This window comes from Saccharicrinis sp. 156 (assembly GCF_050589685.1).
Taxonomy (GTDB): Bacteria; Bacteroidota; Bacteroidia; order Bacteroidales; family Marinilabiliaceae; genus Saccharicrinis.
Genome location: NZ_JBNGOS010000020.1, coordinates 48364 through 70097 on the forward strand (window position 1 = coordinate 48364; position 21734 = coordinate 70097).

14 protein-coding genes are annotated in these 21734 nt (G+C 35.9%); 1 reads left to right on the forward strand and 13 read right to left on the reverse strand.

What is annotated here, in order from left to right; all coding sequences use genetic code 11:
* Positions 1-46: 46 nt before the first annotated feature.
* The 13 genes from ACRD64_RS13705 to ACRD64_RS13765 form a co-directional block, all read right to left on the reverse strand.
* A complete protein-coding gene (locus ACRD64_RS13705) occupies positions 47-2431 on the reverse strand; it encodes a glycosyl hydrolase (protein ID WP_430933963.1) in 2385 nt (794 codons plus the stop codon).
* Between the two features lie 274 nt (positions 2432-2705).
* Positions 2706-2963, reverse strand: coding sequence for a hypothetical protein (locus ACRD64_RS13710; RefSeq protein ID WP_430933964.1), 258 nt, complete (start codon positions 2961-2963; stop codon positions 2706-2708).
* Positions 2964-2987: 24 nt separating this feature from the next.
* On the reverse strand, positions 2988-4364 hold the full coding sequence (locus ACRD64_RS13715; protein ID WP_430933965.1) for an MFS transporter: 1377 nt from the start codon (positions 4362-4364) through the stop codon (positions 2988-2990).
* 45 nt (positions 4365-4409) lie between these two features.
* Positions 4410-5642: an AGE family epimerase/isomerase gene (locus ACRD64_RS13720; RefSeq protein WP_430933966.1), complete on the reverse strand. Its 1233-nt coding sequence runs from the start codon at positions 5640-5642 to the stop codon at positions 4410-4412.
* A gap of 233 nt (positions 5643-5875) precedes the next feature.
* Positions 5876-7063: a glycoside hydrolase family 130 protein gene (locus ACRD64_RS13725; protein ID WP_430933968.1), complete on the reverse strand. Its 1188-nt coding sequence runs from the start codon at positions 7061-7063 to the stop codon at positions 5876-5878.
* Positions 7064-7124: 61 nt separating this feature from the next.
* Positions 7125-8240 carry a glycoside hydrolase family 26 protein gene (locus ACRD64_RS13730; RefSeq protein ID WP_430933969.1) on the reverse strand — a complete coding sequence of 372 codons (1116 nt, stop codon included), beginning with the start codon at positions 8238-8240 and terminating at the stop codon, positions 7125-7127.
* Between the two features lie 440 nt (positions 8241-8680).
* Positions 8681-9889: an alpha-galactosidase gene (locus ACRD64_RS13735; RefSeq protein WP_430933970.1), complete on the reverse strand. Its 1209-nt coding sequence runs from the start codon at positions 9887-9889 to the stop codon at positions 8681-8683.
* A 193-nt stretch (positions 9890-10082) separates the two neighbouring features.
* Positions 10083-11453, reverse strand: coding sequence for a glycosyl hydrolase (locus ACRD64_RS13740; protein ID WP_430933971.1), 1371 nt, complete (start codon positions 11451-11453; stop codon positions 10083-10085).
* A gap of 137 nt (positions 11454-11590) precedes the next feature.
* Entirely contained in the window at positions 11591-13690 is a 2100-nt protein-coding gene (locus ACRD64_RS13745) for a glycan-binding surface protein (RefSeq protein WP_430933972.1), read from the reverse strand.
* A 21-nt stretch (positions 13691-13711) separates the two neighbouring features.
* Positions 13712-14953 carry a glycan-binding surface protein gene (locus tag ACRD64_RS13750; protein ID WP_430933973.1) on the reverse strand — a complete coding sequence of 414 codons (1242 nt, stop codon included), beginning with the start codon at positions 14951-14953 and terminating at the stop codon, positions 13712-13714.
* 20 nt (positions 14954-14973) lie between these two features.
* Positions 14974-16674: a RagB/SusD family nutrient uptake outer membrane protein gene (locus ACRD64_RS13755; RefSeq protein WP_430933974.1), complete on the reverse strand. Its 1701-nt coding sequence runs from the start codon at positions 16672-16674 to the stop codon at positions 14974-14976.
* 12 nt (positions 16675-16686) lie between these two features.
* Positions 16687-19896: a SusC/RagA family TonB-linked outer membrane protein gene (locus tag ACRD64_RS13760; RefSeq protein WP_430933975.1), complete on the reverse strand. Its 3210-nt coding sequence runs from the start codon at positions 19894-19896 to the stop codon at positions 16687-16689.
* Between the two features lie 32 nt (positions 19897-19928).
* Positions 19929-20900 (reverse strand): T9SS type A sorting domain-containing protein, encoded by a 972-nt coding sequence (locus tag ACRD64_RS13765; protein ID WP_430933976.1) that lies wholly within the window; start codon positions 20898-20900, stop codon positions 19929-19931.
* Positions 20901-21200: 300 nt separating this feature from the next.
* Here ACRD64_RS13765 and ACRD64_RS13770 point away from each other — a divergent pair, with 300 nt between their 5' ends.
* Complete coding sequence (locus tag ACRD64_RS13770; RefSeq protein ID WP_430933977.1) at positions 21201-21725, forward strand: GNAT family N-acetyltransferase; 525 nt, start codon at positions 21201-21203, stop codon at positions 21723-21725.
* Positions 21726-21734 lie beyond the last annotated feature (9 nt).

Here is a 21734-nt window from a genome sequence, read left to right on the forward strand (position 1 = left end):
ACAATCTAGCAAACTCTCAATTCATCTCTATATGGTATAGTATATACTATTTATCAATCAATAACTTATTTATCGATAAATTAGTTTCTGATTTTAGTTTAAGGATATAGCAACCGCACCCCAAACCGTTGAGATTCATCTGAAAATTTCCTCCTCCAGAAATAATATCATATCGACATTGTCTACCGTTTATATCAAATAGGTAAACTTCAACAATTTCAGAATTATTTTCAGGTAAATCTATATTTACAAAACCTTTTGCAGGGTTTGGATATACTCTGCAAATTCTAATAGTGCTTTTCTCAGCATGAAAAATATCAGTATCGTCACTTAATGATGCTGATTTTAATCCGATTAATTCAATTTGCCATTGTTGATAGGCATCACCAGTATAATCATGCTGTTCTACAGGAATGCCATTATTCCTTCTTTTTGAAGGAAGAGCTAAGACCTTACCACTGTTTTGGTTTACGATTTTATAGTAACCATCCCCAAGCGATTCAATATTCCATAATTGACTTTGATTAGCAAGATTATCCCATTGCACAACAGCTGCCCCCTCTGAAGTCGAACTACCATCAACTTCTAAGGCTTTATTACTGTGTTTAGCCAACAGCTTGTATGTTCCATTACCACCATCTATAAATTCCCATCGCTGATTATCATTACCAGCATCGGAATTCTGCTGCACTACTGCACCATTATCCTGAGATGCACTATTTACTTCAAGTACTTTTCCACTATAACGGAGAGTTAATTTATAAATATTACCATATTGAAATTCAGCTGTACTTATTGTATAGTCGGCTGTAGCAATATTAGAATCCTCCAAACCAGAAGCAGTTGCATATGCTCGAATTGTAGCTGTATTCGCAACATCTATAGGAGTACTATAAATTAAAGAAGACGTAGATGGTACTGAACCATCTAAAGTATAGTAAATGGTCGCCCCTGAAGTGGTGGTTGTTAGTGCTATCGACTGAGGTTCTGAGTATACTCCACCAGGAATACTAAACTCAGGAGTAGCAACTGAAGGGTTCTGATAAGAAGGACAATTCTCAATAGTTAAAGCATATGAATGGTTATACACATCTATAATATGCTGTGTTTCATTATTAGAAGCCAACATTTCATTCCAAGCACAGAACCACGACCATCTTGCATCTAAGTCAATCGCTTCACCAATTTCAGGGATTGGTCCATTCTCTGTCATTGCTACAATTTTACTACCATTACCTAATTCATGAAAAGTATCAAACATGCTTTTCTGAATTGTGTAGTTATATGCTCCAGGGTAAGAATCAAAGCCAAGAATGTCTACTTTATTATCACCAGGGTACCATTCTGATTCAGGGGTAGACCAGCACCAGATTAAATTATGAAGACCGTGATAATTAGTTAATCTGTCTCTTACCATATCCCAAAGAGCCAAACAAGGTTCTGCACCTTTAGCCCCCCACCAAAACCAACCTCCTCCAGCTTCATGAAGAGGACGCCAGATTACAGGGATGCCTGCATCCCGAATACGAATTAGTTGCTCCGCAACCGCATCTATATCACGCAACGCATCAGTATTCTCCTGTGTGCCAGGGATTACCGCTAAAGAAACATCAAAGGTTGTTTCTGAAGTAAAGAATGTACTTGTACCAGCAACTCCACCAGACGGAGAATACCAATGCCAATGGATTTCGACAACTCCTTTTTGACCAGTTGTATTATACCAGTTAATTACCTTATCCGTTTCTCCATTGTCAACAGCGCCAAAAGCATGACCACTACCATCCCAATAGTATGGATACATTGGGGTATAAGTCATCAAATCAAAACCTCTAACTAACGGATTCTTACCAGTTATACTTACAACATCATCATAATAATCAGATGTCTGTCCGGTCATTATTTTATGACCATACTGAGACCTTATAAAATCATATAAATTCTGAGCCGAATTTTCTATTTGGGAATCAGAAAGTGTTGATGTAATATTATATAAATTTGCGGCCTTAGAATAAACAGAAAACTTATCCACATCAATATAACCCCAACTTTTTACAATTTCGATGGTATTTGTACCTGCATTAAGAACGACAGCAATAGCAGTCATGTCCTCAAAATCTGCATTTGTTGTAAATCCAACACTTGACCAGTAATTACCATTAATATATAAATCATTAAACTTGTCTCCAAATATTGATCTATACCTAATTACCAAATCATAAGTTCCGGCATTTACCATATCAACGGTAATCGAAACTTTATCTCCATCTGCGTCAAAGCCTGTAACAAACTGCCCACTGGAGGCTCCTTCAGGACCGGCAATATAAGTGCCAATCAGGCTACCACTTTCGGCCTCGACCTCCGTAATAAGATTTTGCGCCTGGATATTTAACATACCAAGCAATAAATAAAAAATGAAATAGATTTTACTCATAACAAATTGATTTTAATTTAAATAAATACTTATGAATTATCTTAAGAGAATTCTAGATCAGAAAAGTTCTGGGATCAATGCAACCTCGATTTTCAAACTGACTAATACAACCAAAAGTGTAATCTGTATAAATATCAATTCGTTTATGACCCAGTTGTTTTTATAAATGAATTTCAATAAGACATTTTTCAACTTTTTGTAGTAAAAAACATATACTCACTGAAATGTAGTAGATGCAAAACATCTCTTCTCGAGTTTTCTTTATGTATAGATACTATTTTGCTAAAAAACAAAGTAGTTCTAGATGATTATGTACCATTATTGGAGCCCGTTTTCTTGTATGATTAATTACAGCAAATAAGAATAAAATATCAGACAATAATGGAATAGATATTTTATCAAGTTCATCAGTGCAAAACAATTTTGATTCACCATTCTTATAGTGTATTGAAATACATTCAATATCTTTACGTTTTATATAAAGAATACTTCCTTGCTGTTCTTTACGCTCTATATATTCACTAACTGACATGTTCTTACTTTTAAAAAATTCGAACTAATAGTTACGTTTACTTTCTAGTTCAGAAGAAATGTCTGCCATAAATTTATCACTTAGTTTGTATGAAAGAAATAATGTCCCAGAAAGTGCTGATATTATACCTGGATAAATACTAATCATCAAACGAATGCCTTCTAATGATTTTGCTGTTTGCTCCGCATTTGCTTCAAAACCGTAGGTTCCCAGAATATATAAAGGAAGGACTCCTCCGGCCATCAGACCTAATTTCTGAGACATGGATGAAGATGAAAACAAAAGGCCTGTTGCCCTGCGTCCAGTTTTCCACTCTGAATAATCGGCAATATCGGCATACATCGACCATACAAGTGGCAAAACAATACCGGCACTAATTCCGTTTATAAGATTCAAAGCAAAAATCAGAAATACCTGTTGTGGATTTAACCAATACAATAAAACACTCAACAGAGCCGACAAAAACATGGCTATTATAAATGTATTCTTCTTTCCAACCTTGTTTGACACAGGAATAGCCAGCAAAACACCCAGCATATTAGCCACCAACCAAATGGTCATGTATGCACCTGACAATTTTCCCCAAGTTACATCCCCAAAAACAGGTAGGCTTTGATCTTCCACAAAATACTTAAAGTAATACAAGATACTAGACTCCCTGAAGGTTATAAACACGAGCATTAAAACCCCTGCTCCAAGCATGATAAACCATTGTGCATTTTTAGCCAAGTCTTTTAAATCACTCCAGACTGAGTTATTTTCTTTAATGGCTTTTACATGTTCTTTTGTCCATAAATAAGTCATTACAAAGAAGAAAGCAGCAACAATAGCATAAATAGTAACCATATATTGGTAACTCTCTGCATCGTTAAACCCTGCATTTTTAAAGTACTCCAGAATGTAAGGTGCAGAAGCCGTCATGGCAATACCTCCAGAGTAAGCACCTATAAACCTGAAGGAAGCTAGACTGGTTCGTTCTTTAGGATTATCAGTCATGACTGCCATTAAAGAACCATACGGAACATTAATTGCAGTATACACCATCATCATAAGCGTATAAGTAATATAAGCATATATTATTTTACCAGAAGGACCAAAATCAGGAACTAAAAATGTTAATACGCCAATGATTCCGAACGGAATAGCTATCCACAAAAGATAGGGACGGAACTTCCCTTTTGATGTGTTTGTCCTATCTGATATTATACCCATCAAAGGATCGTTTAATCCGTCCCATAGCCTTACCATGATAAACATAAACGCTACTGATTCGGGTGACAACTCTACTATATCAGTATAGAAGAATGTCAGATACATGGCAAATATCTTCCAAAACATGGATGATGCAAAATCACCAAAACCGTAACCTATTTTTTCTTTTATATGTAATTTTTGTGACATAATATGTAGATTATAAACACTGAAACTCAAGGTGGTAATGTGCCTTTATTTCATATCAATTTTATACTTATTTAATCTCTCAATGATTTCCATCAAAGCTCTGCAGTTATGATAAGGGCATTTCCAAAAGCCTACTTTATCTTCCTGAGTATGTGGCACTCCTTTTTTGTCAACACTCCAGTACCATTCTCCGTTAACCGTATCAACCAGCATATTCTTAATGAATATCCAGAGCTTATCAATAGCCGACAAATAATCATTATTTCCGGAAATCTCCCAGGCATCAAACAAACCAACCATGGCTTCTGCCTGTGGCCACCAATGTTTATCCGAATCTAAATGATCACCATCTTTTTCATTAAACAAAGAGCCATCTTCGTCTAATCCTTCTCTTAATGTGATATCAACAAGATTAAGCGCTGTCTCTCTTACACTTTCTATAACCCCAGGATCACCAGTAACTTCTGCAGCTTCATGCATTAACCAGGCACCTTCTATATCGTGCCCAAATGAAATTCCATGAGATTTAGCTGACCAATTCATATCAAAAAACAGATTATAATGCCCTGTTTCCGCATCAATAATTTTATTCTGGAAAATTCCAATTAGTGATTTGATACTTTCTTTCAACTGACGATCGGGCCATATTCGATACAAATTGGCATAGGGCTCAAGAATATGCAAATGGGTGTTCATCGATTTAGGCAAGTTGGCATCTTTATCGCTTAATCGCATATCTTCAAGACAAGACCAATCTTTGTTTAAAGCTTCGATGTAACCATCGTGTGCTTTGTCCCAATATTTGCTTTCGATAATATAATATAACTGGCGGGCATATTCTAATGCCTGTGTATTACCGGTAGCCCTATTATACTCAGCCAGCGCATAAATCCCAAATCCCTGGGCATAAGTTTGCTTCCGTTCACTAGTTACATTTCCTCTATAATCAACAGCCCAAAAAAATCCACCTTCCTTTTTATCCCAAAATTTATTGATGAGATAATGGAAAGCTAGGTCTGCTACTTCTTTATAGTTTTCTTGTTTGGTTATCCTATATGCAGAAGCGAAAGTCCATAAAATGCGGGCGTTCAACACAACTCCCTTTATGGCTTTCGGATACTTATTCCCAAAATGATCTATTCTTCCTATAAAACCACCATTTTCAGGATCTAACGTTTCTTTAATCCAGAAGTCAAGTAAACGCTGTAGCTCTGCTTCCATTTCCTTAGCCAGTTCGAATATTTCTGACTTTATAATTCTTTTCTTTGTTACTTCCATTTTATCCGGTAATTTATATCAGCTAAAGTTAGATTAGGTGAAACGAACATGAAAAATTGATATGCAATTTTCCATATCTGAGGATGAGTAAATTTTTCTTAAGAATTCAATTTGAACGTTGGGAAAAAAATTAAACATACGATATCGATTATCCAATCAAAACCATATAAAAGGGTGGTTAGAATGTAATACTCCTTGTTCCCTAACGCTACACTCTAACCTTCACCCTAATTCTAAATCAAATTCATGAAGTTCTTATTCTTATCTATCAGTTCATTTATGGTTTGTACCGACAAATTAGAATGCAATTTATCTTGTGGAGAATTCATACAATAATCAACTAACTGGTTTACAGTAGATGTTGCCACATGCATTCTTGTATCTGAGGATGCGTAATAGATATATACCTTCCCGTCATCATCCGTTATCCAGCCGTTGGCAAACACTACATTAGGTACATCTCCTACTCTCTCTTCCTTTAATGGAGCTATAAAATGCCCGTGTGGTTTATGCGTTACAAGCCAGGGTTTTTCCAAATCTGTCATAAACATGTAAAGTGTGTATCTTAATCCGGCTGCTGTATTTCTTACTCCATGAGCCAGTTGTAACCATCCATGTTCTGTTTTTATTGGGGCTGGCCCTAAACCATTTTTTACTTCATAGATGGTATGATAAGTCTTTGCATCAACGATTACCTCTTCTTTAACTTCCGGTTTTTCAATAGTATCAGATAAGCCAAAACCAACACCTCCACCTTTACCTGTATCAATAAATCCATCTTGTGGGCGGGTATAAAATGCATATTTACCTTCAATTAAATGAGGAAAAAGCACCACATTACGTTGCTGACCACTTGTGGAAATTAAGTCAGGAAGTCTTTCCCATTCTACCAGGTCTTTTGTCCTGGCTATTCCAGCTGATGCAACTGCACTGGAAGTATCTCCTTCTGGAGCATTGGGATCTTTTCGCTCGGTACAAAATACACCATAGATATATCCATCATCATGCTGCGTTAAACGCATATCGTAAACGTTGGTATCCGGATTCTCTGTCTGGGGAAGTGATATCGGACGATCCCAAAATTTAAAATTATCGATCCCATTAGTACTTTCCGCAACGGCAAAAAACGATTTACGATCGTTACCCTCAACTCGAACAACCAACAAATATTTTTCATTCAATTTAATAGCTCCCGCATTAAAAGCCGCATTAAAACCAATACGCTCCATTAAAAACGGATTAGTCTCTTTATTGAAATCATATTGCCAGTGTAGTGGTAAATGCTCCCTTGTAATAATTGGATTCTTGTAACGAGCATACACTCCATTATCGCTAAATATTTCTTCATTCTTCTTCTCAATTAAGGTTTTATGTTCTTCCTTAATTCTCATCAACCTTTCTTCAAATAATTGCATTTTCATAACTTTCTTCATAAGTCACCTGAGTCCTCCGATGAAAGACGCTAATGAACATGATTAATTTCTATTCTTGAACTAACTCTTTATAATTCTCTAGCATTAATATATTTTCCACATTACAAAATTCTTTAGCATCATCTGCTGCTGGATGTCCCGGATAAGGAAAGAAAAAATGTGTTTTTGAATCATTGCGCCAAACCATTGTATAACTTAATTCTGCATTTATCAAAGAATCTTGCAACACAACTCCTAACTTTCGAGTAAACCATAATGAGTCAGGTATGTTCTCAGAACCCGTTTCTGTTAATGCAGCAAGTTTGTTTTTTTCTTTTGCTGCATTAATAACAACATGAAGCTTTCTTATTACTTCTTTCTCTCCTTTATACTGTCCAAAATCCCAATAATTATCCATTCCCATAATATCGATAACATCATCTCCCGGGTACCATGTAAGATACTCATCTTTAGTATCGAAATTCCTATCTGGTGAATACGCTACTGTCATTTGAGTTAATCCCTTTTGATTTCTTAAATATTCAATAGTAAATCTAAATAAAGTCTTAAATTCCTCTGAAGTACAAGACTTTACTCCCCACCAAAACCAACTTCCATCCATTTCGTGCCACGGACGGAAAATGAATGGAATATTTTGTCCATTTTCATCCTTTAACTGACTAAAAAAATCCGCAATCCTATCTAATTGTGCTTTAAAGGCTATATGATGACTTCCTCCTGGTATAATGTACTTTGCAACAACAGCTCCTCCTGTCCAGGAGCTCACACTATCTATTGGAGAATGAGGATGCCAACTAAAGGTATTAATCCCTCCCTGTTGATGCCCCCATAAAGCTAATTTTCTCATGGTGACAAACGGCACGCTATCAAGATTATGTGTTTTATCAAGCTCAATACCTCCCAATTCCCATCCAAAAATAGATGGGTAGTCTCCTGTGACTCTCTTTACGTCAGATTCTCCATCCTCATAGCTCCATCCTATACCATAGGCCAAATCATCCTGATGCCCAAATAGAATACCTTTACCTTTGGAGCATTTAAGTTGTTTAATTATTGAATTGTCAATTAATTCAGAACATCCCTTACTCTCAAGGCCACAAGCCATTAAGAGTCGCACTGTTATTACCAATAAAATTAGGTATAAAAATATTTTTTTTGCTTTCATAAACTTCTTTTTTAATCAATACCCATACATTAACTGCACATATATAATTATAAGGTGTGAATTTTTATATATTACTCCATGCCAATGGTCTAAATTTACTTTGCACCTGTCGGATTTTGGGAATTCGTATAACTAATTGCAATTCTTCTTGTTATTTAAAATGCAACAACACCACAAATCCAATACTCTTAATTGGATAAAGTATAGAGGTAATCTAAATTGCTCTGCGAATACAAACAGACTACCTCTAATTTTGATCTATTGAAACCAACTCTCCCCATACCTATATTCCAATCGACCTACAAGTCACCTCCTGAATAAATTAAGTTTAAATAATGGTTTATTTCCGGTAAATCACAAACCCATGCATACCATTAAATTAATATACGCTCATTAAGGTTACATGTAGTTATTCTAAACTCTTAATCCGGGTGCCGACTTTATTTTTTAGTAATACGAATCATTAAAGCATCGTTCACACCAATTTTTGCTTTCAACGGTTTAGAAGTGTCTCCTAAATTTTTATTATTAAATAAATCCTTTATTTCGCAGATATCATTCTTAAAATCAATGGACTTGTTGTTAATATCATCACCCATATCATGTTTAAGCCAATCCCATTTCAACTCAAAATCCTCTTCATTCAAATTTACAAAGACAATAGCCCAATCATCATTTGCAAGAGGTTTTATCCATGTTTCAATATTATCCTCGTTGCTAAATCTAAAGCCTTGAATTCCCAACTTATCCTGATTAACAGCAATTACACCTTTATTTGATAAAGTTTTATTAGTTTCAGCAGATGCCTCACGAATATCATTACCCATAATTAGAGGAGAAGCCAATATAGACCACATTGCAAAATGACTTCTATTTTGAGCATCAGTCAAATCATTACCAACCTCCATCATATCAAGATCATTCCAATGTCCGGGTCCGGCATACTTGCGAATATCCTTACGCATATTTATGATTTTCCATATTCCCCACGAAGACCATGAGCCATGTCCTACTTCGCAATCCCAACAATTAATTATATCCCCGCTAACACGCCACAAATGACCAATTTCCTTACCCCATTTCCAAGGATCGCTATCGCCCCATTCACAAATACTAAATACAATAGGTCTTCCCGTTGCATACAAGGCATCCCGCATGGTCATATAAGCACCTTCAGCCTTTAACTTTTCAGTATTACACCAGTCATACTTAAGAAAATCCACTCCCCAATCCGCATAGGTTTGAGCATCAATATATTCATAACCTCTACTACCAGGATAGCCTGCGCATGTTTTAAAACCTGCACAATTATAAATTCCGAATTTCAACCCTTTTGAATGAATATAATCTCCTAAAGCTTTCATTCCACTAGGAAACTTAACAGGGTCTCCGTATAACCTGCCATTTTCATCACGTTCCATGGCCATCCATCCATCATCCAGTACGAGGTATTCATATCCTGCATCTCGTAAACCGTTATCTACCATAGCATCTGCAATTCCTTTAATCAATTCTTCATTGATATCACAACCAAAAGTATTCCAGCTATTCCATCCCATTGGAGGGGTTAAAGCTAAATTTTCTGATTTTTGACTCTCCGCAATAGAAATACTTAGAACCAAAAGACTTAAAACCAATAATTTCTTCATTGTTTTTTATTTTAATTTATATATATATATAACCCATCTCGCATAACGCCTCATGTATAGTAGCATGTATTACTATTACATTGTGACAACCACAAATCATACAGTTTTCAATACCATTTACGATTACACTTGGCAAGTATGCTCTGAAAAATAACCACAAATAGTTATTCCTATTCCATAATTAATTCGATTATTATTTTAAATCAGGCATTTCATCCCGTGTGATGACATAGTCTGAACTTACGGCATTCATCCACCAATCAGCATTGGCGTGTTCATGATCAGGAGATATAAAAGTATTTGAATGGACATCACTTGTTCTGTCATAGTCATACCAAGGCATAAAATATGACCATTTAGCACCACTTGACCACTGACTTGTAATGGCCGATACATTACCCATTTCACTCAATGTTACCATCTTAGTTGGATATTGATTTTGTATTAAATCAAATTGCTCAACAAAATAACCTGTCGTATTATTTCCATAAATATCTCGTCCGATGATATCTACATAATCATCACCGGGGTAAAAGTCATTATCTTTTGTTTGTGTAGTCCAAACCCAAATCAGGTTGTTTAATCCTTGTATTTCAAAGTATTCAAACATATAAACCCACAAATCTTTATATACTTCAGCATTGGCATCGCCCCACCAAAACCATGCAGACCCACCACTATACTCGTATATATTGCCGGCAGCCTCATGCAGAGGGCGCCAAATAACAGGTATATTTTTATCTTTTAATAGCTTGAGATAACTTGCCATTTTTGCAAGGTCGGCATTGGCGATATCATTTTCCCAGGTACCTTCTGTTGTAATATTTGAAGCTTTAAAGGTGGTTTCATTAGGTTTATAAGTATATACTGATGAACCTTCAAATGTTGGCACCACCCAATGCCATGATGCACCTATTAAACCATTGTTTCTCCACCATTCTTCAACAAAATCTGTTTTAGAATAATCTATCCAGTTAGCAGGTGAATATGGCAAGTGACCATAATCAAAATTAGTAATTGCCGGATATTTACTGGTATGATATTTTACCCATTCAGCCTCATTCAGATTCCATGCTCCACTAGCCTGTGTTGATGAAATACAATTTACTCCATAATTTTCTTTAAGAAAATTATACACATTAACAGCTTCTACAGATGGATTTTCTACCACTAAATTGGAAGTAATTTCAGTTTCCACTATATCCTCTGTTGTAAATACAATTTGTACTTCTTCTTCAAGGGGAACATTAATAGTATTAACCAAAGAGCCTGCTGGAACAATTATTGTATAGGTGGTGCTTTCTGTTAATTCAGTCGTAAAAAGTAATTTTGTAAACGAAGTTTCTACTTCAACATCATTATCATTTATGGTTATTCCATGGTTGGGTATGAGTGATATCACCTCATCAAAAACAATTTCTATAGAAGTTGTAACAGCTACATCTGTAGCATTATTATCTGGAATACTTGATTTAAAATTTGGAGCTAACCTTTCAACCTCTTCACTTTTTGTGCAAGCTATTAGATACACTAATAGCAAACAGCTAAATATCATTCTACTCATAACTAATCATTTATTCTTTCCCTTATTCACCTGATTTATTAATGAATATACCTATAACAATAAGGCATCCTTAGAGCGTATTTTCAACAGAGTTGTTTTGGCAAACAACTCTGTTGATTCATTTCAATTATTAAGTATTACTTAGGGTCAAAACGAAGATTATCTACACTAATCCCGCCAGGAATAGGCCCTCCATACATACCATTTGTTCCGCTTGAAAGATCAAGCGTACCTGATAAATTAAGTTGTGCAGGATCAACCGAAACAGTTATCCAATTACCGCTTGTTGTTGCCGGGAATAGTCCGGTTCCATACCAGTTCCAAGAATCGCCTAATACAAACTGCATGGCAGCATTTTCGGCACCACTTACACCCTCTTCAATGCGAATATCTAATTTAATCATGTAATTTTCAACATTGTTAATTACCGGTGCTGGAGCACCGCTAGATTGATGGTTACAATTCATAAGCCACCCATCCCCAATAGTGGCATCAACATGAAGGAAGGTATTTCCTCCCTCTTCAACAACAGTAGTGTTCCCACTCCAGGAATTATCCCAAGAGCCATTATGATCGCCATGTTGCTCGTAATCCATAACCATTATTGTTTCTGATGTAATCGGATCTGTACCTCCTATAAATATTTCAGGTAACAAACCTTCTTCACCTTCGTAGGTTATCATTTTTATCTGACCAAACCCTGTTGTAACATCAAATGGCACATAAACCTCAACCTGAGTATCTGTCTTTATACCATACTCTGTTGCTGAAATTTCACCTGGAAATACTAGCTCTTTAATTAAACCTAGGTTAGTTCCTATAATCGTAAGGACTTCGCCTGGGGTAGCCTTGTTTTCACCATAAGATTGAAAGTTTGGCAAGTTTTGTTGTATCTCTATCTCACTACTTGAAACAACTTCCTCTCCATTTATTGCAATTAAAGTGATTACTCCTGTTATTGCTCCAACCGGAATAGTAACATTTAACTGGGATTGCAATTGCTGTGTTATTACTCCTTCAATACCTCCTGTAAACATTACTTTATCCACCACATCCAGATTATCTCCAGTAATGACAATATCAGTATTAGGTTTTGCTGATGCAAGAGTAAATCCCGTAAGAAATGGAGATACTATGGTAATATTTCCTCCTGAAACAGATTTAGCTGATGTGGTAACAAATATAACCTCTCCCGTAATAGCCGCACGTGGCACTTCAACGGTTATCTGTGTCGCAGAACCACCATCGATAATTGTTCCTTCAACACCTTCTGCGAAAATAACATTATCAATCAGGTCTAGGTCGTCCCCTGTAACAGTTATTGTTTCTCCATTTTTAATTACCGAGGGCGAAACACTAAGAGTCGGTACTATCATCGTAAGATCTTCCATTGAACTAATTGTGACACCAGATGCAAGCCCAAGTTCCAGTTTCCCATCTTGTGCATTTATTGGAACAACAACACTTATGGAAGTACCGTTTGCTTCTGAAAACTCATTCACAACAACACCACCACCAAATGTAATACTTGTAACAAGGTCTAAATTAGTCCCCGAAAAAGTCAACCCGGTTCCTGGCTTAACAGGATTTGGTGTTAAACCACTAAACGTTGGTGTAACAACTTGTAGCTCTGAATCAGCATAAATAATTATAGGCTCTATGGCTCCGTTAGAAATTGCTATTTTGCCCGTTTTTGCTTCCTCTGGCACAGTCAGCGTAATTTCTTTACGTGATTTAGTGATAAACATAGTACTATCCACAGCCACACGATCTGTAAAAATTACCTCTCCTACCAGGTTTAGGTAATCTCCGTTTAACCTCAGCACATCACCTGGCTTGATTGAAACTGGTGAAAATGATTCAATTGAGATCGGCTCATAGTATCCAATCGGTGTTTTTGTTGTAATTACACTTTCACCCGCAAACAATTGTACATATCCTACCTCTGCATCCTGTGGCACTGTTAATTTAATTTCAGTTGAGGTTTGTGTTACAAATTCAGAACTTGTAATTTCAATGTCTCCAGGTATCATAATGGCATCCACCTGATCCAGGTTTTTACCAATAAAGCGCAATTCTGCTCCCCTGGCTATAGGCATAGGTCCATAACTACTCAATATTACTTCATCAATACCGTTATTATCATCTTTTTCACATGACGACAATACTGTACACAGTGCTGTAACAGCAAACAAAAATGATAGTAATGTTGTTTTTATATATTCTCTTAATTGCATATCTAATTGTTTTAAATATTACTACATTGCTACGATACGAATGTTATCAATACATATATGTACCCTACAATCTTCTCCATCAACGCCACCATGGTATACGAAAAAGGTTAATCCGCCAAGCATATCGTTTGTTAAATTAGCTCCAGCATCTTTACCATCTTGATAATAATGAAACTCAGACATTGGAATTGAAACTGTTACCCAACCATCGGTTTGATAACTCCCTGTCAACACCCAAGGATTCCATAATCCACGCATAGTAACATTGTCAGCAATAAAGGCGTTTGTTCCACTAACTTCATAAGGTGTAAAAATCATTTGAAGTGCAGAAGCTTTCCACTCTTCTACAACATAGCACTCAAACTTTAATACTGCGCTGTTAAGATCCCCTTCATAAAAAGGCTCATCAGATCTACCATTGGAGGCGTTCCATAAATTAAAACTGAAGTTATCTTCGTTCCATGTACTTCCAATTTCACCAGCCATATCACCTTCAAAACGTACATAATTTCCATTTATGCCAGCTGGTTCGGTATTGGCAATATTCCCTGCACGCCAACCTCCTGCAGCATCTAATCCGTCCCAATCCAAAATATAATTGCGATCATCTCGAAAATAAAAAGTAGAAAGACCTGAACCATAAATTGTTTTAACAGTAACAGGGCCAACACTCGTTCCCAAAGGAACCGTTACGGTAACCTCATCATAGTTCTCACTAACATTTAGAACCTCTCCTTCCAGGTTTCCGGGAAAAAAAACCTGAAGAGGAACATTTTCATCGTTAATAAAATAATTCCCTTTAATAACGGCCTGCTCTCCATCTGCAATAAATTCACATACCATTGATCTAGGAGCCGGAGGAGGTACAACAACATTAAAATCATATATTACCGTATCCTTACCTGCCACCATATATATTTTATTGGATACTTCTTCCGGAATTTCATTAGGAATGGTAACAAACATTGAATTTGATGTAATAAAACTCGTATTCAAATAAGCCTGTTTGTCATTGAACCAAATCTCGCGTATGCTCGTCAAATTCTCCCCTATTAAGGTAATGGTAGAGTTTAAGGAAGCACTTACAATCAAAGAATCTGATTTATCAGGGTTTGCAACCCTGATATAGTCGATACTAGGCACCTCTTCAGTTATTTCATATTCATGAGGATACTCCTCGCAGGCATTAAATAACAACCCGGCTACAGTAACCATTAACATGAGGTATAAACTATTTTTCTTATTTCTATTATATGTCATCATATTGAAGTTCTTTAAGGTAATTAATTATAACCGATTGAACCAAAGTCGAAACTTATTGGATCATCCATTAAACCAGGATTTAACGACAAGTCTACTTCTGGGAAAGGAATGGTAAAATCTTCATCTGTTAAGCCTGTAACCTTATGACTTTGAATGTCAAGCCCAGAATTATCATTATGCAAGTAAAAATTATCCAATCCTAACCAGGTTCCTCTTTCCTGAACTACAATAATACTTTTTGCCATTTCAGGTTTGTAATAATGTAATCTCACCAGGTCATACCATCTATCTCCTTCAAAAGCAAATTCCAAACGTCTTTCGTCATATATATCATCAAAAGAAACACTTGTCACATCTTTATGGTTCCCTTTTTGAGCACGGGCACGTACAGCATTAAATGCCAATAAAGCTGATGCATCGTTTGTTGCCGACTCATTCCCTAAAACAGCTTCTGCATAGATTAAATACACGTCAGATAATCTCAGTAAATGTGTACTTAATGGTGTATGCATCCCATCCAGCGTTTCATAGCCCTGAGCCTTGGCATCTGCTAAGCGACCAACAATATGTTTAGCACAATTTGCTCCTGTACCGCTAACAAAGCTTATAGATCCACCATAAATTCCATCAGATGAGCTATCCCAATTATAGGTAAAGCCCCCCTTATCAGTCCAGAAATAGTCATAGGTGTCACCAACCATCATCATGCTAGCCTTTCTGCGCACATCATAATAGTTTCTGGTTAGTTTATCAGCACTTTCACCAAAAGCAGCTTGCAAATCAATTGTTGGATAGACATAATTTCCCCATGACCCTACTGCATCTGAGAAATTTGATAAAGATAAATCTGACTGAAGTGAATTCTGACTAGTCCATTGTTCACCAACTGTCCAATGCCATGCCAGCAAGCTCTCATCTAAAAAATTACCTTTAAGTTGGAATATCTCTTCATAAACAGGATGTAAATTCCTTCCACTTTTTTCAATAACTATTTTTGCATATTTAGCTGCCTCTGATAAGTCACTCTCATTACGGGTACCGCTCATTCCATACCCTGATTTTGTTAGATATACCTTAGCTAATAATCCATATGCAGAATACTTATCGATTCGACCTGTCATATTATCCTCGGGCAACAATTTAATTGCATCTTTGAGAATTAGAGTGATGTATTTATATACATCCTCAATTTTATTACGTTTTAGTGTTGCCGAAGCATTGTTGGCTATTGTTGTTGCATTATCATGAATAATGGGAACAGCACCAAAACAGCGAACTAAATAAAAATAACTCATTGCCTTCCAAACCATTGCTTCCCCTTTGACTGTGTTTTTTGCCTTACGAGTTACCGAAGCTCCAGATTTCAGATCTACATTTTGAATTACTCCATTACAGTAAGCATTGACTGCCCATAACGAAGCAGAGACATTAGCAATTTGTTCATCAGAACTATTCAGAGTAAAATTAGTATAACCATCTGCACCATCAAAGACCAGATTTCCTGCCATAACTTCTCCAATTCTCATAAATCCTCGTTGAAAATCATACCAGGGAGAATTATAAATTGGATTGACTGACTGAAACAGTTGATCATCATTCTGATAAAAACTGTCAATTGTATATGTATCCTCCGTAGGACGATCAAGGAAATCATCACATGAGACAAATCCTATTGCAACGAGGAAAACCATTACTATATTTTTTATTCCTTCTATTTTCATTATATACAATTATTAAAATGAAACATTTAACCCGAACGTAAACACTTGTGGAGATGGATAGCGACCGTTGTCCAACCCAAACACATTAGCACTTTGAGTACTAGCTCCTACTTCTGGATCGAAACCGCTATATTTTGTAAATGTGGCCAGATTCTCAATACTAGTGTAAGCCCTTACATTACCAAGATGAATTCTTTTTGTAAGACTTTTAGGTAAAGTATATCCAAGTGTGATATTTTTTATACGGATGAACGAACCATCCTCAACATAACGATCTGAAATTCTATCATTATCATTAGGATCCGTCACTACAGCTCTAGGAATATTCGTATTAGAATTTGCAACTCGTACATTATTAACATCTTCCCACCAGTTTTCACCGTAAACACCATCTATGGGCTCTAATCTTGCCCTATCTCTTACTACACCTAGCTGGTTATTCCAAATACTCTTCATGTTCGATAAATTAATGGATGTATAGTTCATTACGTCATTACCGTACATACCATTAATGAACACACTCAGATCAAAATTTTTATAAGAGAAAGTATTATTGAAACCAAAGGTAAAATCAGGCATCGGAGACCCAATACTAGTACGGTCATAAGCATTGATAATTCCGTCCGGCTTTCCATCAGGCCCGCTAATATCCTTGTATTTTATGTCTCCGACATACGTAGTGTTACCAAATATAAAAGACTCACCATCAGTCGGGTATCCTTCTGGACGAGGACTGCTTTGAAGATCTTCCAAATCCTGATAAACACCTTCAGTAACATAACCGTAGAAATTAAATAACGGATCGCCAACTTCTGTTAACGATACAACATCGTTCCACTGACCATACCCTTCAATATGTGCGGATGGAGATCCATCCAGCGAAATCAACTTATTACGGTTAAAGGATATTTGAAAATCTGTATCCCAAACAAAACTCCCCTTAAAATTGTGAGTCGTAACCGATATTTCAAGTCCTTTATTATTGATCTCCCCAAAGTTACCCCAAGGTGATTTCATCGCACTTGATACGTTACCTCTTGTTCCCATATATGATGGTAACTGGGATTCCATTAGCATATCACTTGAGGTTTTATCATAAACCTCAAATACCATATCAACAAAATGAAATAATGATAAATCTAACCCAATATTTAACTGTTCTTGTTTCTCCCATTGGATAAATGGATTGGCAATGTTTGACTGACGATAACCGGCTCCAAGTCCCGTATCCATTTTTGAAATAGAGGCGCCCCATAAATATCCCCCGATATTTTGATTACCTACCTGTCCCCATCCAAAACGAAGTTTAGCATTCGTTAATACCGGTTCTGCCCATTTCATAAATACTTCATTACTGAGCCTCCATGACCCGGCAAACGAATTAAAACCTGCCCAACGGTTTTTAGGTCCGAAATTAGAGGAGCCATCTCTACGATAGGTATAGGTAAACATATAACGATCATCATAGTTATAAGTTAAGCGACCTAAATATGAAGCGTTGGCAGAACTTCCGAATCCATAACCTATTTGGGGAGTACCGCTACCTAATTGAGGATTTTGAATATCATTACTTGGTAAGTTTGTATTATATACCCTTTGATATTCATATCTACTCTCCCACATATCCTGACCAACCATCAAGGTTGCATTATGCTTACCAAACTTCTTTGTATAAGTCAGGTAATTCTTAATTTGCCAAAATATATTCTTATTAACTTGTGAACGCATAGAATTTATAGGACGCTCCCAATTACCATATACAATTCTCGGTCGAAATACCTCCGCTTTTGAATAATCTAAATTCATAGATCCTTCTGTATGCAATACTAGATCTTTCATAATATTTGAATCGAAGAAAATAGTACCCCCTAATGAATTCCTATATAAATAGTTATCATCATCCATTGCCTTACCTATTGCATTAGGCTGAGAAATCTGCCCTTCTCTAAAAATACTTGCATAAGTACCATCCATATTATATATAGGCATATCCGGAGTTGTTTGTAATGCAATTCGAATTATTCCCGACTCAGAATCTGCTAAACCTAAACGTTCATCGGTTTGTGTATAATTTAAATTTACACCCATCTTGAGCCAATCCTTAAGCTGAGCATCCAAATTTGTTCTAAAAGAGAAACGTTCGAACTCGGTTCCAATTATAGTACCTTCCTGATTTAGGTACCCTCCAGATACATAGTAATTCAATTTTTCACCACCACCTGATATATTTATCTGATGTTGTTGAACTGGTGCTAATTGAAAAATTGCTTCTTGCCAATCTGTGCCATGACCTAATAATGTAGGATCCATATATTCCACCCTCTCATCACGACCATTTGTTTCTGCTGCTACAGCATTGCTATATTCTGCAAATTCTTTTAAATTCATAATATCAATGCTTACAGCTTGCCTCTGAACTCCATATGAACCATCATATTCAAATTTGGCATCTCCTTTTTTACCTCTTTTAGTAGTAATAATGATGACTCCATTAGCACCTTGTGATCCATAAATGGCAGTAGCAGAAGCATCCTTTAAAATTTCCATAGACACAATATCTCTTGGATTAATCTTTGATAAAGGAGATATTCCAGTTGTTGGGGAATTCCCCAATGCATCTCCGAGTCCCAACTCACTTCCACTAGTTCTTGTATTAGTTATTGGTACACCGTCAATTACATACAAGGGCTCAGCTCCGGCATTAATTGTACTTTGACCTCGTACACGAATACTTACAGCTCCACCTGGTTGTCCTGAAGTAGAAACAGCACTAACTCCGGCGGCTCGACCTTGCAACGCTTGATCTAGATTAGCCATACCTGCTGACTTCAATTTTTCTGCACTCAAAGAAACAGATGCACCTGACAGGTCACTTTTTTTCATGGTTCCATAACCAACAACTACAACTTCGTCAAGTCCTGCAGTTTCTACTTCCATTTTAACATTTACAATACTTTTATTAGAAACATCTATTCTTTGATTTACAAAACCAACAAATGAAAACACTAAAACAGATTTACCTCCGGGTAATTCAACTGAATAATTACCATCAACATCACTGATAGTTCCCGTGGCTGTTCCTTCAATTACAATTGAAACGCCGGGTAAAGGCTGGTCTAAATCGTCCGTAACAATACCTGTTACCGATCTTTCTTGTCCAAAAACAATGTACTGAATACATAGAAGGACAATAACCCCTATTAAACGCAAATTCAAATTCATAAATTAACTTTAAATATTAATTACCTATTCTTTTATTCCACTAAGATCTTATTGGCATACCTACTATTACCACTTCTAATCTCAATTATGTACAACCCTTTATTTTCTAATTGCACATTCAAAAATGAGTTATATATGTCAATTTCATGTATTTTTTTCCCATTCAGGTTATATATAGATACCAAGCCTCCTTTTTGTAAACCTTCCAGAGATAAGTATCTATCTTTCACCCTGTAATTGACTGCTGATAGCTCAAAATATCGATCAACCTGTGTAGTTAAGGGATCAATAACATATATACCTTTAATTGTATAGTTTGCACCTCGAACCAAAACACCATTACTTTGTAATTCTGCTAACATTGAAGATGTAATTGTAAATTCGTAATAAGACAAACCGGATAACTCTACATATGCTTCTGCATCTATTAAATCTCCCCAACTACTGTTAGATAAGTGCCCTTGTGCGCCTTGTTCTACATTTGAAACTTTTACCCTCAGTAGATTTCCTACCTGTGCATTAACAAAAGTACCTGCACAAATCGCCTGATATCCTTCCCAATTACCAATAACCGTTTCACCTAACCAAACAGCATTATTCAATTCATAATTCCCATCACCAGGGATCAGATCAACTGAAGTAAGTGTGTAGTTTTTTCCCCTAACCAAAACTCCATTAGATTGTAACTCTGTCAACATCACCGAAGTAATAACAAAGCTATAATTTTCAGTTCTTAGGTCTACCATACCAGAGCCAGCTAAATCCACCCAGCTACCATTATTTAATGATAACTGTGCACTACTCATATCAATATCGGTAGCCGTAATTTTTAAAATATCTCCAATGGTAGCATTATTAAAACTTGCCCCATCTAAAGATTGGTAATTATCCCAATTCCCTATAACCAAAGATCCCGTCCATAAATTTTGAGCAGTAATATAAGAAGGCAAAAAGCATAAATACAATACCAACTGTACAGATAATAAATTGATTGATTTTTTCATAAATAAATAGATTTGTTAATAATTTCTTATACAAAACTACCGAACTAGTAAGTCCTCATAGGTATCACAATCAAGCAATATACATAGTCCTTTTGATGGATGATAATTTTGTCATGTATAAATGAAAGATTAATCATGCTTTTATTGAGATATGATTTAACCAACCTTTATTTATCTATACCCAAAAGAATATTTTACTTCCTATTTAACTACACCTAAACACATGCAAATAATTTTTACAAACACTATCCATTCAAATATTGATGAATTAATTTATATTCGCCCAATAATTTTAAATTTATGGTGGAGATTAGAAAAATAGCAGAAAACGATATTAAGGTATTACAAGAAATTGGAAAACAAACTTTTTTTGAAACGTTCACTTCTGAAAATAGTGAAGAAAATATGATTGAATATTTGGAAAACGAATTTTCAACAGAGAAACTCAGAAGTGAACTACGTAATAAAAGTTCATTATTTTACTTTGCAGAATCTGATGGTAAAGTAGTTGGATACTTAAAAATTAATCTTGGTGATGCTCAAACTGAAATAAACGATATTAACTCTCTTGAAATAGAACGAATTTATGTATTAAAAGAATTTTTCAGAAAAGGTGTAGGACAAAAGCTTTTAGATATGGCTATTAAAAAAACAAAAGAACTTAAAAAAGACTATGTTTGGTTAGGTGTTTGGGAGCACAACACTAGAGCTATTAGATTTTATGAAAAAAATGGATTCTTCGCATTTGACAAGCATATATTTAGACTGGGAGAAGACGAACAAACTGATATAATGATGAGATTTAATCCTGTGCATAAGCTTTAGTTACATACT

Bases quoted from the DNA above. Each gene is read 5' to 3' on its own strand.
- ACRD64_RS13730 (WP_430933969.1), bottom strand. From the start codon at position 8,240: ATGAAAGCAAAAAAAATATTTTTATACCTAATTTTATTGGTAATAACA.
- ACRD64_RS13735 (WP_430933970.1), bottom strand. From the start codon at position 9,889: ATGAAGAAATTATTGGTTTTAAGTCTTTTGGTTCTAAGTATTTCTATT.
- ACRD64_RS13745 (WP_430933972.1), bottom strand. From the start codon at position 13,690: ATGCAATTAAGAGAATATATAAAAACAACATTACTATCATTTTTGTTT.
- ACRD64_RS13760 (WP_430933975.1), bottom strand. From the start codon at position 19,896: ATGAATTTGAATTTGCGTTTAATAGGGGTTATTGTCCTTCTATGTATT.
- ACRD64_RS13765 (WP_430933976.1), bottom strand. From the start codon at position 20,900: ATGAAAAAATCAATCAATTTATTATCTGTACAGTTGGTATTGTATTTA.
- ACRD64_RS13715 (WP_430933965.1), bottom strand. From the start codon at position 4,364: ATGTCACAAAAATTACATATAAAAGAAAAAATAGGTTACGGTTTTGGT.
- ACRD64_RS13710 (WP_430933964.1), bottom strand. From the start codon at position 2,963: ATGTCAGTTAGTGAATATATAGAGCGTAAAGAACAGCAAGGAAGTATT.
- ACRD64_RS13720 (WP_430933966.1), bottom strand. From the start codon at position 5,642: ATGGAAGTAACAAAGAAAAGAATTATAAAGTCAGAAATATTCGAACTG.
- ACRD64_RS13705 (WP_430933963.1), bottom strand. From the start codon at position 2,431: ATGAGTAAAATCTATTTCATTTTTTATTTATTGCTTGGTATGTTAAAT.
- ACRD64_RS13770 (WP_430933977.1), top strand. From the start codon at position 21,201: ATGGTGGAGATTAGAAAAATAGCAGAAAACGATATTAAGGTATTACAA.
- ACRD64_RS13740 (WP_430933971.1), bottom strand. From the start codon at position 11,453: ATGAGTAGAATGATATTTAGCTGTTTGCTATTAGTGTATCTAATAGCT.
- ACRD64_RS13755 (WP_430933974.1), bottom strand. From the start codon at position 16,674: ATGAAAATAGAAGGAATAAAAAATATAGTAATGGTTTTCCTCGTTGCA.
- ACRD64_RS13725 (WP_430933968.1), bottom strand. From the start codon at position 7,063: ATGAAAATGCAATTATTTGAAGAAAGGTTGATGAGAATTAAGGAAGAA.
- ACRD64_RS13750 (WP_430933973.1), bottom strand. From the start codon at position 14,953: ATGATGACATATAATAGAAATAAGAAAAATAGTTTATACCTCATGTTA.